General features: G+C 72.7%; 15 protein-coding genes. 7 read left to right on the top strand and 8 right to left on the bottom strand.

The genetic code is table 11. The features are described from left to right. Window positions 1-180 precede the first annotated feature (180 nt). From Psi01_RS26945 to Psi01_RS26935, 3 genes are read left to right on the top strand one after another with little or no spacing between them, the layout of a single operon-like run. On the top strand, window positions 181-1,335 hold the full coding sequence (locus Psi01_RS26945) for a sensor histidine kinase (RefSeq protein WP_204066912.1): 1,155 nt from the start codon (window positions 181-183) through the stop codon (window positions 1,333-1,335). After that, window positions 1,332-2,462 (top strand): hypothetical protein, encoded by a 1,131-nt coding sequence (locus tag Psi01_RS26940; protein ID WP_204066911.1) that lies wholly within the window; start codon window positions 1,332-1,334, stop codon window positions 2,460-2,462. The genes Psi01_RS26945 and Psi01_RS26940 overlap by 4 nt, the downstream gene beginning before the upstream one ends. Further along, window positions 2,420-3,130, top strand: coding sequence for a response regulator (locus Psi01_RS26935; RefSeq protein ID WP_239128043.1), 711 nt, complete (start codon window positions 2,420-2,422; stop codon window positions 3,128-3,130). The genes Psi01_RS26940 and Psi01_RS26935 overlap by 43 nt, the downstream gene beginning before the upstream one ends. On the opposite strand, the gene Psi01_RS26930 is transcribed toward Psi01_RS26935, so the two are convergent. Continuing rightward, on the bottom strand, window positions 3,088-3,744 hold the full coding sequence (locus Psi01_RS26930; RefSeq protein WP_204066910.1) for a TetR/AcrR family transcriptional regulator: 657 nt from the start codon (window positions 3,742-3,744) through the stop codon (window positions 3,088-3,090). The two genes, Psi01_RS26935 and Psi01_RS26930, sit on opposite strands and share 43 nt — an antisense overlap. A gap of 201 nt (window positions 3,745-3,945) precedes the next feature. Between Psi01_RS26930 and Psi01_RS26925 the strand changes: the two genes are divergently transcribed. Beyond that, window positions 3,946-5,496, top strand: a complete 1,551-nt coding sequence (locus tag Psi01_RS26925; RefSeq protein WP_239128042.1) for an acetyl-CoA acetyltransferase — start codon at window positions 3,946-3,948, stop codon at window positions 5,494-5,496. A gap of 10 nt (window positions 5,497-5,506) precedes the next feature. Here Psi01_RS26925 and Psi01_RS26920 read toward each other — a convergent pair whose 3' ends face one another. The 3 genes from Psi01_RS26920 to Psi01_RS26910 form a co-directional block, all read right to left on the bottom strand. Then, window positions 5,507-6,079 carry a hypothetical protein gene (locus tag Psi01_RS26920; protein WP_204066909.1) on the bottom strand — a complete coding sequence of 191 codons (573 nt, stop codon included), beginning with the start codon at window positions 6,077-6,079 and terminating at the stop codon, window positions 5,507-5,509. Between the two features lie 86 nt (window positions 6,080-6,165). Continuing rightward, a complete protein-coding gene (locus Psi01_RS26915) occupies window positions 6,166-7,557 on the bottom strand; it encodes an MFS transporter (protein ID WP_204066908.1) in 1,392 nt (463 codons plus the stop codon). A gap of 133 nt (window positions 7,558-7,690) precedes the next feature. Then, window positions 7,691-8,317 (bottom strand): nucleoside/nucleotide kinase family protein, encoded by a 627-nt coding sequence (locus Psi01_RS26910; RefSeq protein ID WP_204066907.1) that lies wholly within the window; start codon window positions 8,315-8,317, stop codon window positions 7,691-7,693. Between the two features lie 139 nt (window positions 8,318-8,456). Between Psi01_RS26910 and Psi01_RS26905 the strand changes: the two genes are divergently transcribed. After that, a complete protein-coding gene (locus tag Psi01_RS26905; RefSeq protein ID WP_239128041.1) occupies window positions 8,457-9,068 on the top strand; it encodes an RNA polymerase sigma factor in 612 nt (203 codons plus the stop codon). Then, window positions 9,061-10,128, top strand: a complete 1,068-nt coding sequence (locus Psi01_RS26900) for a CU044_5270 family protein (protein ID WP_204066906.1) — start codon at window positions 9,061-9,063, stop codon at window positions 10,126-10,128. Before Psi01_RS26905 ends, Psi01_RS26900 begins: the two co-directional genes overlap by 8 nt. Before the next feature lie 56 nt (window positions 10,129-10,184). Here Psi01_RS26900 and gnd read toward each other — a convergent pair whose 3' ends face one another. Both gnd and Psi01_RS26890 read right to left on the bottom strand, forming a co-directional pair. Then, window positions 10,185-11,630 carry an NADP-dependent phosphogluconate dehydrogenase gene (gene gnd / locus Psi01_RS26895; RefSeq protein ID WP_204066905.1) on the bottom strand — a complete coding sequence of 482 codons (1,446 nt, stop codon included), beginning with the start codon at window positions 11,628-11,630 and terminating at the stop codon, window positions 10,185-10,187. 51 nt (window positions 11,631-11,681) lie between these two features. Next, window positions 11,682-13,457, bottom strand: a complete 1,776-nt coding sequence (locus Psi01_RS26890) for a serine/threonine-protein kinase (RefSeq protein WP_204066904.1) — start codon at window positions 13,455-13,457, stop codon at window positions 11,682-11,684. Between the two features lie 196 nt (window positions 13,458-13,653). Here Psi01_RS26890 and Psi01_RS26885 point away from each other — a divergent pair, with 196 nt between their 5' ends. After that, a complete protein-coding gene (locus Psi01_RS26885; RefSeq protein WP_239128040.1) occupies window positions 13,654-14,238 on the top strand; it encodes a TetR/AcrR family transcriptional regulator in 585 nt (194 codons plus the stop codon). 25 nt (window positions 14,239-14,263) lie between these two features. On the opposite strand, the gene Psi01_RS26880 is transcribed toward Psi01_RS26885, so the two are convergent. Then, window positions 14,264-15,103: an ABC transporter permease gene (locus Psi01_RS26880; protein ID WP_204066902.1), complete on the bottom strand. Its 840-nt coding sequence runs from the start codon at window positions 15,101-15,103 to the stop codon at window positions 14,264-14,266. Beyond that, on the bottom strand, window positions 15,100-15,819 hold the full coding sequence (locus tag Psi01_RS26875; RefSeq protein WP_204066901.1) for an ABC transporter ATP-binding protein: 720 nt from the start codon (window positions 15,817-15,819) through the stop codon (window positions 15,100-15,102). Before Psi01_RS26875 ends, Psi01_RS26880 begins: the two co-directional genes overlap by 4 nt. Between the last annotated feature and the right edge of the window lie 274 nt (window positions 15,820-16,093).

Genomic DNA, 16,093 nt, shown 5'->3' with positions numbered 1-16,093 from the left:
CGAAGGGACGGTGCACAGCCGTCGGCACGAGCCGGTCCGAGGGAAACGACATGCGAACCATGACCCCGTCCGCCGCGACCCGGGAGACGCATTCCCATTGCTCTGCGCACACCCTGCTCATCCATATCCGGTGCGTTATGGTGAGATCCGTCCGGTGCTCCCATCGCGAGCGGGCGGCTCATGCCTCACAGTGCTTCCACGAGATACGACTCGGCGGCCAGGCAGCTGGACAAGGCTGTCGCGCGCACCGGGGCCGGTGCGCGGGGCACGGTGGGCCTGGTGGCGGTCGTCGCCGCGCTGCTCGGCGCCGTCCCGCCGGTCTCCGCCCTGTGGCTGGCGCCCATGCTGGCCCTCGACCTCGTGTGGACCGTGCTGTTCATGCGCCTGGCCTGGCGCAGGGAGGCGATACCCCGATGGTTGGCGGCCGGTGATGTGGCCATCATCGTCGCGCTGTGCCTGGCCCAGCGCCATCTCGTGGCCCCGGAGTCGCTGGACACGGGATCGAGCTGGGTCGCGGGACGGGTCACGATGACGATCATCATCGCCGGCGTCACCTGGCTGCCTCCCGTGGCGATCCCCCTGGGCCTGGCCGTGGCGGGGTCCCACCTGGCCGGCGTACGGCTCGCCTCACCCTCCCACGATGTGGTCGGCACCCTGGGGATCCACCTGGTGCAGGTCCTCGCGATCGTGGTGCTGATGACGCTGCTGCGCCGCTCCGCCGCCTCGGCCGACGCCTTCCTGAGACAGGGCGCGCGCGCCGAGGTCGCGCTCATGGTGGAGAGGCTCCGGCGCGAGGACGAGCTGGGGCAGATCAGCAGCATCCACGAGACGTCGCTGCACACGCTGACGATGATCGGCCTGGGCGTCTACGACAAGCCCACGCCCACCCTGCGCGGGCAGGCCGAGGCCGATCTGGCGGCGCTGGAGAAGCTGCGGGACACGCCGCGCGCGGCCTCCGCCCCCATCGCCCTGGACACCCTGCTGGAGGAGGTGGCCGGGCGGGCCACGAGCCTGCAGGTCCGTAAGAACCTGACGCCGCAGACGGTGCCCGAGGACGTCGCGGAGCGGTTCGCCCGCGCCGTCGCCGAGGCGCTGGCGAACATCGCGCTGCACTCCGGGGTGCGCGAGGCCGAGCTGGTCTCGACGAGGAGGAACGGCGAGGTCCGCGTGGAGGTCGCCGACGGGGGGCGCGGCTTCGACCAGGACCGGCTGCCGCCCGACCGGTTCGGCGTCCGCGGATCGATCATCGACATGATGCGCTCGGTGCCGAACGGCGGCGCCGAGATCTCCTCGGGGGCCCACGGCACCCGGGTGAGCCTGTGGTGGCGGCCATGATCGACGACATCGAGCAGGTGGCGCGGCGCTATGCCCGCTACACCGCGCTGGGCGCGGCGGTCATCGCGATCCTGTGGCACATCGGCTACGACCTGACGGTCACGTTCCTGGGATGGGACTCCTTCCGCCGGCCGGAGCTGGCGGCGGCGGCCTGGGTCGTCTACGCGGTCATCGCCGCGATCGCCACGCTGTCGCTGTGGCGCACCTCTCGCGGGCCGGCCAGGATACGGGAGCTGGCAGTGGCCGCGCTGGCCGTGGACGTCGCGGTGATCGCCGCCTGCCGTCCGGAGGATCTGCTCGGCATCAGCGACTGGGCCTGGGGGTCGGTGGGCTGGCTCGGCGTCATGCTGACCTGGGACCGGCCGCGCTGGCGGGTGGAGCTGGCGGCCTTCCTCGCCGCCAACGCCGGCATCATGCTGGCGGCGATGATCGTGACCGGGACGCTCGACCGGGTCTCCATCGCCAAGTACCTGGTGGTCATCGTCGGCGGCACCACCATGCAGCTCGGCTACGCGGCGGGCTGCGACACCCTGCGCGCCCGCGCCGAGGACGCCGTGCTGCTGGCCCGCAGGCTCGCCGCCGACGAGGCCTGGCGGGAGTCCGCCTGGCGCATCCACGCCGACCGGCTGCGCCGCTACGACGCGATCCGCGACGCGGCGGAGTCGCTGCTGAGGGAGCTGGCCGACGGCGCCGACCCCGGAGATCCCCGGGTGCGCGAGAACTGCACGGCCGGGGCGATGCGGTTGCGCCGGCTCATCACCGAGCGCGAGGACATGCCCGACGAGCTGGTCTCGGCGCTGCGCGAACGCATCGAGGCGGCCGAGCGGCGCAAGGTCCTGGTGACGGCGCCGCCGCTCGGCGGCAACCTGCCCGAGCTGCCGGAGGGCGTGCGGGAGGACCTGCTCAGGGCGCCCATCCGGGCGCTGGACGGGGCCCGATCGCGGGCCAGGGTCACGGTGTCGGCGATGTCCACCATGGTGAGCGTGGCCGTCGTGGCCGACACCGACGACCTGCCCGTCACCGCCGAGGCGGTGCATGAGCCCAGCGGGGTCGTCGTCACCTACCAGCGGCAGGAAGGGGAGATATGGGTCAACAGCATCTGGGAGTGCCCGCGGCCCGGCCCGTGACGGTCGCGCTCGTGGAGGACCACCAGGTCGTGGTGGACGGCGTCAGATCATGGTTCGCCACGCCCGGCCCGGTGGAGCTCGTCGCCCAGGGCCCCACGATCGAGTCGGTCCTGGGCACGACCGCCGACGTGCTGCTGCTCGACCTCAACCTCAACGGCACCATGGTCGTCGACCGGGTCGCCGAGCTGTGCGCGGGCGGGCAGCGGATCGTCGTCTTCTCCGAGCACGAGGAGCCGGAGACGGTGCGCGCCGTGCTGGACGCGGGGGCCTCGGCGTTCATCGGCAAGGGGCGGGCCACCCGGGACTCCTGCCTGGAGACCATCCTGGAGGTGGCCGCCGACCGGCCGAGCGTGACGCCGCCGATGGCGCAGGCGATCGCGACGGACGAGCGCCCGCACCGGCCGCAGTTGTCGGACAAGGAGCGGGCCGCGCTGCTGTTCTGGTTCCAGTCGATGTCGAAGGCCTCGGTGGCGGCGCGGATGGGGATCAAGGAGCGGACCGTGCGCCAGTACATCGACCGGGCCAGGGTCAAGTACGCCGCGGCGGGACGGCCCGCGCCCACCAAGGAGAAACTGCTCATCTGCGCCATCCAGGACGGGCTGATCCGCCCCGAGGAGGTGACCGTCTACACCTCGCTCGCCGCGCGGTCGGGCGAGGAACCCGGGTAGATCGAGGTGGCGGCGGTGAGGACGAACGCCGTGACGTCCTCGACGTACTGCTCGCTGCGCGCCGTCATCTCCGCCCGCAGGTCCTCGGGCGTGGCCAGCACGTGGTTGAGCAGCGCGCCCAGCAGGGTGTCGAGGATGAGCGTCGGGGACGCCCGCTCACCCAGCTCGCCGCGGGCGATGGCGCGGCGGACGACGGCGCGGGCCTCCAGCACCCGCGAGCGCTGCGCGCCCGCCGCCAGCCCGGCCAGCAGCTCCGGGCAGGCGTGCGCCTCCACGCGCAGGCGCAGGCCCGCCAGCCCGTACGGGCCCAGGTAGTAACCCATCGCCGAGCGGGCCAGCTCCAGCAGGTCCTCCCGGAGCGAGCCGGTGTCGATGGCGATGGCGGGCAGCACCAGGGCCTGCTCCAGGGCCTCGGTGATCAGCCTCTCCCGGGTCGGCCAGCGCCGGTAGATCGCCGCCTTGCCGATCCCGGCGCGCCGCGCCACCGCGTCGAGTGTGAACTTGGCCCAGCCGAGCTCGGCGTAGAGCTCGACGGCGGCCCGCAGCGCCTTGCGGTCCACCTCGGCGTCGCGCGGCCGGCCCGGTCCGGTGGCGGCGGCCAGGGGTTCGGACACGGCGTCACCTCCCGGACGGAACAGTGCCGGACAGCAGTCCCGGACAGCAGTCCCGGACAGCAGTCCCGGACAGAACAGTAACGCCCTTGCCCCGTTCCTCCGGCGGGGTTACGCTCCGACCGGTTAGAGACGAAAAATGTCTATAAATATCGCCTGGTCGTACGGTACGGCACCAGGCCAATCCGCCGCTGGAGCATGAAGATGACACTGCCGGACCTCGACCCCCGCACGCCGGTCATCGTCGGCGTGGGGCAGGCCTCGGAGCGGATCGGCGAGCCCGGTTACCGCCGCCTGTCACCGGTCGGGCTGGCCGCGGCGGCGGCGCGGGAGGCGCTGGCCGACACCGGGGCGGACGCCGCGGCGGTGGCCGCCGCCGTCGACACCGTGGCGGGCGTGCGGCAGTTCGAGATCTCCGCCCCCGGCATCCCCTCGCCGCTGGGCAGATCCGACAACTACCCCCGCTCGGTCGCCGGGCGCGTCGGAGCCGATCCCCGCCGGGCCATCCTGGAGGTGGTCGGCGGGCAGGCGCCCCAGCACCTGGTCAACGAGCTGGCCGCGACGATCGCGGCCGGATCGGCCGAGGTCGCCCTCATCTTCGGGTCCGAGGCCATCTCGACCATCGGACACCTGGCCGGGACGCCGGACAGGCCCGACTTCGGCGAGACCGTCGGCGGCGACCTGGAGGACCGGGGATACGGGCTGGAGGGCCTGGTCACGCCGGTGCAGGTCGCCCACCGCCTGATGGACGCGCCCAGCCAGTACGCGCTGTTCGACAACGCGCGACGGGCCCGGCTCGGCCAGGGCAGGCGAGAGTACGCCGCCGGCATGGGCGCGCTGTTCGCCCCGTTCACCAAGGTCGCCGCCGCCAACCCGCACGCCGCCGCCCCCACCGAGCGCAGCGCGCAGGAGCTCGTCACCCCGACCGAGGCCAACCGGATCATCGCCGAGCCGTACACCCGTTACATCGTCGCCCGGGAGAAGGTCAACCAGGGGGCGGCCGTCCTGCTGATGTCCGTGGCCGCCGCCCGGCGGCTGGGCGTCCCGGAGGACCGGTGGGTCTTCCTGCACGGCCACGCCGACCTGCGCGAGCGCGACCTGCTGGACCGTCCCGACCTCAGCGCCGGCCCGGCCGCCGTGACCGCCGCCCGGCACGCCCTGGAGCAGGCCGGCATCGGCGTGGACGAACTGGAGGTCATCGATCTGTACAGTTGCTTCCCCATCGCGGTGACCAACGTCTGCGACGGCCTCGGGCTGCCGGTCGACGGATCGCGGGAGCTGACGCTCACCGGCGGCCTGCCCTTCTTCGGCGGGCCCGGCAACAACTACTCCATGCACGCCATCGCCGAGGTCGTGCACCGGATGCGCGCGCTGCCCGGCGCCTACGGCATGGTCGGCGCCAACGGCGGTTCGCTGAGCAAGTACTCCGTCGGCGTCTACTCCACCACCCCCGCCCCCTGGCGCCCGGACCGCAGCGCCGAGCTCCAGGCCGAGATCGACTCCGCGCCCCCGGTCGAGCAGGCCGTCATGGCCGACGGCTGGGCCACGATCGAGACCTACACCGTCAAGCACCGCCGCAGCGGGAAGCGCACCGGCATCGTCGTCGGCCGGCTGGAGGCCGACGGCCGCCGCTTCCTGGCCGTGACCGCCGACGGCGACGAGGCCGCGCTCGGCCTGCTGACCGCCGAGCAGCCCGTCGGCGGCCGCATCTACGTGCGTTCCTCCGGCTCGGTCAATCAGGTGACCACCGGGTGATCTCCGGGGGTCACCGGGTGCGCACCCTCGTGGTGACGGTCTTGGTGAACCGGAACTCGCGGAACCTCTCCCGCGCCTGCTTGCGGCTGTAGTGCCTGGCGTACTGCGCCTCGTTCAGCGGCTCGAAGCTGTCGAACCCCAGGCGGGCCGTGGCGGTCCGCCCGGCCTTGGCCGACAGCCGGGCGGACATGACGATCCGTCCCTGGTGCGGCATCCGGACGTGGGCGTCGCACCAGGTGCCGTCGGCGTACCGGCGGCAGGGCAGTACGGCCAGGCGCTTGCCCGCCGTGTCGTAGAGCGTGGCCTTGGACGGGCCGCGCGCCCCCGCGGGGAACCTGCCCCCCACCCAGAAGGCGCCCCAGTAGGGGGCGAAGGACGGCGTCCAGGTCTGGGCGTAGTCGATGACGTAGGTGACCCTGCCGCCGGGACGGGCCAGGGGCGTGGCCCGGACCTTCACGGCGATGGAGATGAGCGGGTCGGCCGGGGCCGAGGCCGGGGCGGAGGCCGTCGCCGCGGGGGCGGCCGGGGCGAGCGCGGTGAAGGCGAGGGCCAGACCTGCGGTGAGACCGAGAACGCGGCGCATGAGACCTCCTGGGGGTTCCGGAACCGCCAACGACCATGACGTACGGCAGGCCGTGACGGTTCACGTCCCCGTACGGCTCCCGGACGTCAGGGCTTGACGGCCGGGGCGGAGGCCGCGACGGGGACGACCGCCCGCCCGGACCGGCGGGCCGGGAGGGCCGAGGTGATCGCCGTGGCGAGGAGGGCGGCGCCGCAGCCGACGAGCATGCCGGTGCGGAAACCGGCCTCGGAGGGCAGGCTGTGGCCGCCGAACGCGATGGTCATCTGGGACAGGATGACGCCGACCACCGCCGCCGAGACCGTGGTGCCGATGGAGCGCATCAGGGTGTTGAAGCTGTTGGCGGCGGCGGTCTCGGAGCGGGGCACGGCGCCCATGATGAGGGCGGGCATCGCGCCGTAGGCGAACCCCACGCCGACGCCGCACACGCAGGTCACGATCAGCAGGCCCCAGGCGGAGCCGAGCAGGAGCACGGACGAGCCGTACCCGAGCGCCATGATGAGGCTGCCGACCACCAGGGTGACCTTGGGGCCGCGCGCGGCCGACAGACGGGCGCCGACCGGGGAGACGAGCATCATCATCAGGCCGGAGGGGGCCATCCACAGCCCCGCGGCCAGCATCGACTGGCCCAGGCCGTACCCGGTGGCCGACGGGAGCTGCAGGATCTGCATGACGATCAGAGCCTGGGCGTACATCGCGAAGCCGACCACGATCGAGGCCAGGTTGGTCAGCAGCACCTGGGGCCGGGCGGTGACGTGCAGGTCGACCAGCGGGTCCCCGGCCCGCAGCTCCCACCAGCCCCACACGAGCAGGACGAGCGCCGCGGCGGCCAGCAGCCCGAGCGTGGTGCCGCTCGCCCAGCCCCAGTCCGCGCCCTTGGAGACGCCCAGCAACAGGCACACCAGACCGGCGCCGAGGCCGATCGCGCCGACGACGTCGACGCGGCCCCCGGCCGTGGCGGAGGTGACCGGGACCAGCACCCGGATGAGCACGGCCACCAGCAGGCTCAGTACGGCGGTGGCCCAGAACAGCACCCGCCAGCTGGCGTACTCGGCGACGGCGGCCGCGACCGGCAGGCCGAGCGCGCCGCCGATGCCCATGGACGAGCTCATCAGCGCGATGGAGGGGCCGACCCGATCGGGCGGCAGCGCGTCGCGCAGGGCGCTGATGCCCAGAGGGATCATGCCCATGCCCATGCCCTGCAGACCCCGGCCGATGATCATCGGGGTCAGCGATCCGGCGACCGCGCACACGGCGCAGCCCAGGATGAGCGGGACCGCGCAGGCGAGCATCATGCGCCGCTTGCCGTACATGTCGCCCAGCCGTCCCATCACCGGGGTGGTCACGGCCCCGGCCAGCAGGGTGACCGTGACCACCCAGGAGGCGTCGGAGGCGGTGGTGCCCAGTATCCGCGGCAGCTCGCCGATCAGCGGGATGACCAGGGTCTGGGTGAGCGAGGCGACGATGCCGGCCACTGCCATGACGGTGACGATTCCGTTGGGGCGGGGACCGGAACCCGGCTCGTCCACGTGGGTCGCCCTTCTTGCCGGACGTCGGAAGTGATGTGCACTCTACACATAATGCGCTTCCCGCACCCCGAGCGCCCGGGGGAGATCACCGGATCACGAGCGCCGGATGCCTCGGGTCGTCCATGCGGACGACGACGTCGGCGGTCTCCGTCGGCTCGGCCTCCTGCTCGTAGCGCTCGTAGGCGGGCAGCGTCCAGTGCAGCTCCGGCGGGGTCCTGCGGGCCAGCGCGGCCGGGGACAGCCGCAGGTGGACCGTCAGGTCGAACGGCAGCCAGCGTCCCAGCAGCAGCGCGCCGTCCAGCAGCAGCACCCCGCCCGGGGGCATGGTGACGTACGGCGCGCGGGTGGCCCGGTCGATCGTCGTGTCCCAGAGCGAGGGCAGCACCTTGCCCGAGCCGCCGGGCTCCAGCGGTCCCAGGACCTCGCGGTCCAGCCCGCCGACGTCCAGCCAGTCGGTGTAGAAGGCGTCGGGGTCGGTCCTGCCGTACTCGAACCGCAGTGACGCCGGGCGCAGGAAGTCGGCCGCGGAGACCCGCAGCACCCCCCGGCCGCTCATCCGCAGCGGCTCGACCAGGGCGTCGGCGAGGTCGCCCGGCACGGCGGCGGGCGCGCCGTCGACCGCCACCCGCGTCCAGGAGTCCCTGGGCCTCGCGATGACCAGATCGGTGATCTCCTCGACCAGCGCCGACGGGGAAATGGGACGTATGCGCACCCTGCCATCCTGCCGAACGCCACCGGGGCGCAGGCGCGGAGGGAGGCGGGGACCGTGAACTCGAAGCGGGGCACCGGGTGAGAGAGGGTGATGACACCGCGGACCCCGGCCGATCCGGGGCCGGACGATCGGAGCCCGATTGATCGCGCACGCAGACCGCCCAGGTGCGGCCCACGGCGCCGACGACGCCGAGGTGATCCGGCGTTCCCTCGACGAACCGGACGCCTTCGCGCTGCTGTTCGACCGGCACGCGCCGGAACTCCACCGGTACGTCACCCGGCGGCTGGGCGACTCCCTGGCCGACGACATCGTGTCCGACACCTTCCTGGCCGCGTTCCGTCGGCGCGACCGCTACGACACGACCCGGCCGGACGCCCGCCCCTGGCTGTACGGCATCGCCGCCAACCTGATCGGAAAGCACCGCCGCACGGAGGTCCGCTCCTACCGGGCGCTGGCCAGGACCGGCGCCGACGAGGTGGCCGAGAGCTACGCCGACCGGGTGGAGGCCGAGGTGACGGCCTCGGCCGCCCAGCGCGAGCTGGCCGGGGCGCTGGCGTCCCTGTCGGTGGGGGACAGGGACGTGCTGCTGCTGGTCGCGTGGGCCGACCTGAGCTACGAAGAGGTCGCCGACGCGCTGGACATCCCCGTCGGCACGGTGCGCTCACGGCTGCACCGGGCCAGGAAGAGGACCCGCGCCGCGCTCGGCGGCGTCGATCCGACGGCTGTCGAGGAGGGGACGCGTCATGGATGACCTGGAGACGCTGCGCGGGATGCGCGCGGAGGCGCCGAGGGCGGAGGCCGACCGGCTGCGGCCCGCCCGGGACCGCCTGCTGACGGAGGCCGCCGCCGTGCCGGCCGGACGGGGGCGGGTACGGCGGGCGTGGCGCCGGTCCGGCGGCCGGGGCGCAGTCATGCGGCGCCGGTCCATCGGCCGGGCCGGGGTCGTGCTCGCCGGGGCCCTCGCCCTCGTGACGGCCGTCGTGCTGGTGGTCACGCAGGCGGGCGGACGGTCCGGCGGGGAGGGGGGAACGGCGCACGGCGACCCTCCGCAGGCCGTGCGGTACGCCGACAAGGCCGTGGTGCTCGAACAGGCGGCCCTCGTCGCCGAGTCCCGGTCGACGGCCTCGGAACCGCGCCCGGACCAGTGGCTGTACCGCAAGTACATCGTCCGGCAGCCCGGGCAGGACTCCGAACCGCGGGTGTTCGAGGAGTGGACCCGCTACGACGGCCGCCAGAGGGCCGGGTATGACCCCATGGGACGGTTCGAGGTCACCGACGTCCCGCCGGATCCCGGCAATGACGACCTCTCACCCGAGGCGTACGCCGAAAAACTCCGCAAGCTGCCCCGGGACCCGGACAAGCTCCTCGCGCACGTCCGCGGGGACCGGCACTGGATCGACCTGCCGGCCGAGGAGGCGCACCTGACCGAGGACCCCGACGTGCGGGCCTTCCGGGTGCTCTCGCTCTATCTGGAGCAGGCGGTCTATCTGGGGCAGGCGGCCGCCATGCCGCCGAAGCTGGAGGCGGCGATCTACCGCGCCATGGCGCGGATCCCCGGGGTCGGGGTGGCGCTCGACGTCCGGGACGCGGTAGGCCGGCCGGGCATCGGCGTCTTCCACACGCCCGCGGGGCAGCCCCTGATGCGGGAGTATCTCGTCCTGCAGCCGGAGACCTTCCGCTGCCTCGGGTCCTCCAGGGTGTGGCTGCGCGACGAGCGGATCGGCTCGGAGCTGGTCTTCCCCTCGGGCAGCGTCTACAGCTCCGCGGAGACGGCCTCGGCCATCGTGGACCGGCCGGGGGAGCGGTCCTGACGGTGCGGCCCGGTGACCGGCCCCGGCCGGAGGGTCACCGGGCCGGTCACCGGGGTTCAGCCCTCGATCTCCATGCGGTCACCGGACCAGAAGACGTGGAAGACCCCCTCGCGGTCGATGCGCCGGTAGGTGTGGGCGCCGAAGAAGTCCCGCTGGCCCTGGATCAGGGCGGCGGGCAGCCGCTCGGCGCGCAGCGCGTCGTAGTAGGCCAGCGCGCTGGAGAAGCCCGGCGCCGGGATGCCCAGCTCCACGGCCCGGGCCACCACCCGACGCCACGCGTCCTGCGCCACGGCCAGGGCGTCGGTGAAGTACGGCGCGACCAGCAGGGTCGCGGGCGTCCGCGCCGCCTCGTAGGCCTCGCGGATGCGGTCGAGGAAGACGGCCCGGATGATGCAGCCGCCCCGCCAGATGGTGGCCAGCGCGCCCGGGTCCACGTTCCAGCCGTACTCGGCGCTGCCGGCCCGGATCTGGTCGAAGCCCTGGGCGTAGGCGACGATCTTCGAGGCGTACAGCGCCTGCCGTACGTCCTCCACGAAGTCCGTGCCGGCCTGGGCCTCGCGCGCGGGCCCGGTCGTGTGGGGAGTGGGGCCGGGCAGGCCGCGCGCGGCCTGACGCAGCTCCACGGCACCGGAGGTCGCGCGGGCGAACACCGCCTCGGCGATGCCGCTCACCGGGACCCCGAGGTCCAGCGCGATCTGCACCGTCCAGCGGCCGGTGCCCTTCTGCTCGGCCCGGTCGGCGACGACGTCCACGAACGGCTTGCCGGTCGGGGCGTCGACCTGCCGGAGCACCTCGGCGGTGATCTCGATCAGATAGGACGACAGCTCGCCCCGGTTCCACTCGGCGAAGACGTCGGCCAGCTCGGCCGGGGACATGCCCAGGCCCTGCCGGAGCAGGTCGTAGGCCTCGGCGATGAGCTGCATGTCGGCGTACTCGATGCCGTTGTGCACCATCTTCACGAAGTGCCCGGCGCCGTCGGGACCGATGTGCGTGCAGCACGGCACCCCGTCGACCTTCGCGGCGATGTCCTCCAGCAGCGGGCCGAGCGCCGCGTAGGACTCCGCGGACCCGCCCGGCATGATGCTCGGTCCGAGCAGCGCCCCCTCCTCTCCGCCGGACACCCCGGCCCCGACGAAGTGGATCCCGCGCTCGCGCAGCGCCGCCTCGCGGCGGCGGGTGTCGAGGAAGTGCGCGTTGCCGCCGTCGACGAGCATGTCGCCCGGCTCCAGCAGCGGGGCGAACTCCTCGATCACCGCGTCCGTCGGCACGCCCGCCTTGACCATGATGAGGATGCGCCGGGGACGCTCCAGCGCCGCGACCAGCTCCTGCGGCGTCTCACACGGGACGAACTCCCCCTCGTGGCCGAACTCCTCGACCAGCGTCTTCGTGCGGTACTGCGACCTGTTGTGCACGGCCACCACGTGCCCGTGCCTGGCCAGATTCCTGGCGAGGTTCGCCCCCATCACCGCGAGGCCGGTCACGCCTATACGAGCCTGAGTCATCGTGGGTCACTCCCTTCACGGCCACGATGCCAGGCTGTGTCCCGCTACGGATCAGTATGGGCGGAAAACGCTGCCCGCTTCTTCCGACCCGAGGACCCCGCCGAGGCAGCGGTAGGTGCGGTCGCCCTTGTCGAACTGCGCCTTCGAGGGCGGCAGCACCGTCGACCGCCACTTCCCGGCCGCGATCGCGCGGGCGTCGCCGTACCGGGAGGCGAGCATGATCCGCGCCGAGCACACCTGCTTGACGGTCGGGTTCCTCTCCAGCGTCTGCTGGTGGTAGGTCTGGGCGTCGGCGGGGAGTGTGGCGATCGCGTAGGTCTCCCAGGCGTGCTTCTCCTCGCAGCCGAGCCGCGCGGCACTCGCGTCACCCGCGTTGATGACCAGGCCGCTCCAGCACTCGGCCTCCGCCACGCACGCGGCGCCCGCCCCGGAGACTCCCGCCGCGGGACAGGCCGCGGTGACCGTCTCGGGTCTGGCGACCTGCGGGGTGTCCGAGGTGTCCTTCTGCCCGGTCCCGTTCTGCTGGGTCTCGTTCTGTTTGGTCCCGTTCTGCGCCCCGGGGCCGTTCTGGGTGGTCCCGGGATCGGTGTCGCGGTTCGCCTCCAGGTACATCAGCCCGGCCCCGGCCAGCAGCAGGATCACGAACGCCGCCACCACGGCGACGAACACCTTCGTGCCGGGACCGCCGGGAGCCGCCGGGACGGCCGCGGGCGTCTGCGTGCTGGCGGCGCCGCGGGCCCCCGGGGAGGTCATGTGCGCGCGCATCTGCTCCACGCCCCCGCCCGGCCTGCCGTACGGCCCGGCTCCCGGCTGCCCGAGCGGTGCGCCGTACGGCGGGGGAGCGGTGGCCAGATGCGGGAGCGCCGGACCCGGCTGGTGAGCCTGCGCGGCACCCGGCCGGTGCGCCGGCGCGGGGCCCCCGAGGCTCGGCAGCGACGGGTGCGCCTGCGCGGAGACGGACCCGGACGGGCGCGGGGGGAGCGGCCGGGAGGCGGAGGCGTGCCGCTCCAGGTGCAGGTCGGTGAGGGCGTCGCGCAGCGCGGCCACCGACGGGGTGCGGCGGGCCGGATCGGTGGCCAGGGCCTGGCGGAGCACCTCGGTCAGCTCCGGCGGCACGCCCGGGATGTCCGGGATCGGCTGCCGGTGCAGGGCCATGATGACCGCGATGTTGACCACGCCGCTCTCCGGGAAGCGCGGCGGACGGCCCGTCAGCAGCGCGTACAGCGTGGCGGCCAGGGAGTAGACGTCCCCCAGCGCGTTGGGCTCCACCAGCTCGAACGCCTCGGGCGGCGCGTAGGCGGGGGTGAGCGACTCGCGGGTCACCGACACCTCGCCGCCCGACGACGGCATCGTGGCCAGCCCGAAGTCCGACAGCACCACGTTGCCGTAGCGGTTGATCAGGATGTTGGCGGGTTTGATGTCGCGGTGCAGCACCCCGGCGGCGTGCGCGGCCGCCAGGGCGTCCCCGATCCGGATGCCGATGTCGGCGACCTCGGCGGGGGCCAGCCGTCCCTCGGCGCGGATCCTGTCCAGCAGGGACCCGCCCGGGCACAGCTCCAGCACCATGTACGGCCTGCCGTCGGGCAGCACCCCGGCGTCGTAGACGTGGGCGACGTGCGGGTGGCCGGACAGCGCCCCGGCCGAGGTGACCTCGCGCATGAAGCGGCGCCGGTCGCGCTCGGAGACGAGCACCCGGTTGTCGATCTTGAGCGCCACCTCCCGGTCCACGGCCAGCTGCCGGGCCCGGTAGACGATTCCGAAACCGCCCTGACCGAGGACGCCGGCCACCTCGTAACCCGGTACCGCCACGGCGCCTGTTCCGGTCACCTGCCACCTCCTGGAGAGATCGGAAAGATTACCGGAAACTCGCTTTCATCCCACTTGAACGCCTGGTTCCGAAGGCTTGTGGATCAGCTTCGCACCTATGCTGTTCTCTCCGGAAAGGATCGATTTCCTCCGGGAAAGACCAAGAGGGGGAAGAGCGCCGTCGTCCCCCGAGATCTCCTCCGAGAGAGGGAAAGCCGTGAGCGGACGCGATCCGGATCGCCGCCGTGCCCTCCTGGACGCCGCGGACCGGGTGATCAGGAGGGAGGGGCCGCAGGCGTCCATGGCCTCGATCGCGGCCGAGGCCGGGATCACCAAGCCCATCCTCTACCGGCACTTCGGCGACAAGAGCGGGCTCTACCAGGCCCTGGCGAACCGGCACATCACCGTCGTGATCGGCCTGCTGCGCGAGCAGTTCGACAACGCCGACGCCGACCTGCGCGGCCGGGCCAGATCGACGATCACCGCCTACCTCGACATGATCGGCTCCAACCTCAACCTGTACCGGTTCCTGTTCCACCGGGCGGGGGCGGAGGACAGCCGGACCCACTCCCAGATGGCCGCGATCGTCCGCGGCCTGGGCGAGGAACTCGGCGAGGTGATCACCGCCACGGCGGAGGGCATCGACCCGGTCCGCGCCCAGGTGCTCGGGCACGCCTTCGTCGGGATGGTCCAGGCCACCGGAGACTGGTGGCTGGAACATCCCGAGGTCGACCGCACCGAGGTGGTCGAGGGCCTGGTCAGCGTGATCGTGGCGGCGATGTCGGCCACCGTGCCGCGCTGACGCGCGGCCTTCGCGTGGTCCTCCGTCACTCCCCGAAGCGGGAGAGCTTGCCGTGGGCCCGGGCGTACCGCAGCGCCCACGCGAACAGGCCCAGCGTCGCCGCCAGGTAGACGACGTCCAGCGCCGCGGCCCACGCCAGGCTGTCCCACGGTACGGCGCCGCCGTTCAGGACGGTCCGCATGCCGGTGAACACGTGGGTGGCCGGCATGAGCGAGGCGACGGTCTGGAGCGGGGCGGGCAGCACCTCCACCGGGTAGAAGATCCCGGCCAGCGGCTGTACGACGAAGACCAGCGACCACGCGATCACCTGTGCGTTCTCCCCGAAGCGCAGGACCGCCGAGATGCCCACCAGGCCAAGCGACCAGCCCATCACCAGCAGCAGCGCCATGAACGGGACCAGGGCCACGCCGAAGCTGGTGATGCCGAACCCGTAGAAGGCCAGCGCCAGGCCCGCCATGACCGCGATGGCGAAGACCACCTTGCCGAAGGAGAACACGATCAGGCCGATCACGTACTCGACCGTGGACAGCGGGCTCACCTGGACGTTGAGCAGGTTCCTGCTCCAGATGTCCTCCAGGAACGCGATCGAGATCTCGTTGCTGGCCTTCTGCAGCACCTGCCAGAGCAGCACGGCGCCGAGCAGGAAGGCCGCCACGAACGGGACCTGCTGCGACTGCAGGAACAGGGTCACGAAGCCCCAGACCATCAGCTCGACCGTGGGCCAGAACACGATCTCGAACATCCGGATCGGGCTGCGGCGCAGCGCGGCGAAGTCCCGCATGACGACGCCGCCGATGCGCGCCCTGCGGGCGGCGAAGCTGAGCGGGGGATGGGTGACGGTCATGATGGGCGTGCTCTCGGTCATGATCGGGCCACCTTTAGGAAGACCTCCTCCAGACTCTCCGCGCCGTAGACACCGGCGAGCTCGGCGGCGCTGCCGCTGGCGACGATGCGCCCCGAGGACATGAAGTGGATGCGGTCGCACATGCGCTCCACCTCCTGCATGTTGTGCGAGGTGATGAGCATCGCCCGGCCGTTCTCCCTGGCCAGGCGGACCAGGAGGTTGCGGATCCGGTCGCCCGCGTCCGGGTCGAGGTTGGCGGTGGGCTCGTCGAGGATGAGCAGGCTCGGCTCGTTGACCAGCGCCTTGGCCAGCTGCACGCGGGTGCGCTGACCCGAGGAGAGCTCCATCACCTTGCGTCTGCGCAGCGGTCCGAGATCCAGCAGCTCGATCAGCTCCTCGACGCGCGACTTCGGATCGCGCACGCCGTACAGGCGGGCGAAGACGTCCAGGACCTCGCGGACGTGCAGGACACCGGGGAGATCCACGTAGCTCGCGGCGAAGTTGATGCGGCTGAGGGCCTCGACGCGGTGGCTGCCCAGCTCCATGCCGAACATGCGGATGCTTCCGGAGTCGGGTGTGATGAGCCCCAGGAGCATGTGCAGGGTGGTGGACTTGCCCGCCCCGTTCGGCCCGAGCAACCCGATGATCTCACCGGCGCCGACGTCGAGGCTGACCCCGTCGACGGCGGTGACAGTGGCGAATGTCTTCTTCAGATCGACGGCCTCGAGAATCGACACCGAACAAGCGTGCGCTCCGTCACACGTCCGGCGCAAAGGGTTTTCACGAGACTCGTGGGGCTCCCGTGGGGCTCTCGTGGGGGCTCCCGTGGGGGCTCCCGTGGGGCTCTCGTGGGGGCTCCCGTGGGGCTGAGGCTCGTGGAGCCGGGGGCGGGCGTAATTGATTTGACGAGGTGCGCGCAGGTTCGTATTGTTCACAGGCCCGTTGGAACGGCGGTGACGTCGGCGATGCGGGACCTCCTCTGAGCCCGATGGAAGATTCGACAAGAGTCAG

It is taken from the genome of Paraplanobispora siamensis (assembly GCF_016863175.1).
GTDB lineage: Bacteria > Actinomycetota > Actinomycetes > Streptosporangiales > Streptosporangiaceae > Planobispora > Planobispora siamensis.
The sequence above is the reverse complement of the archived record's forward strand: the minus strand, read 5'-3'. Positions and strand labels throughout refer to the sequence as shown.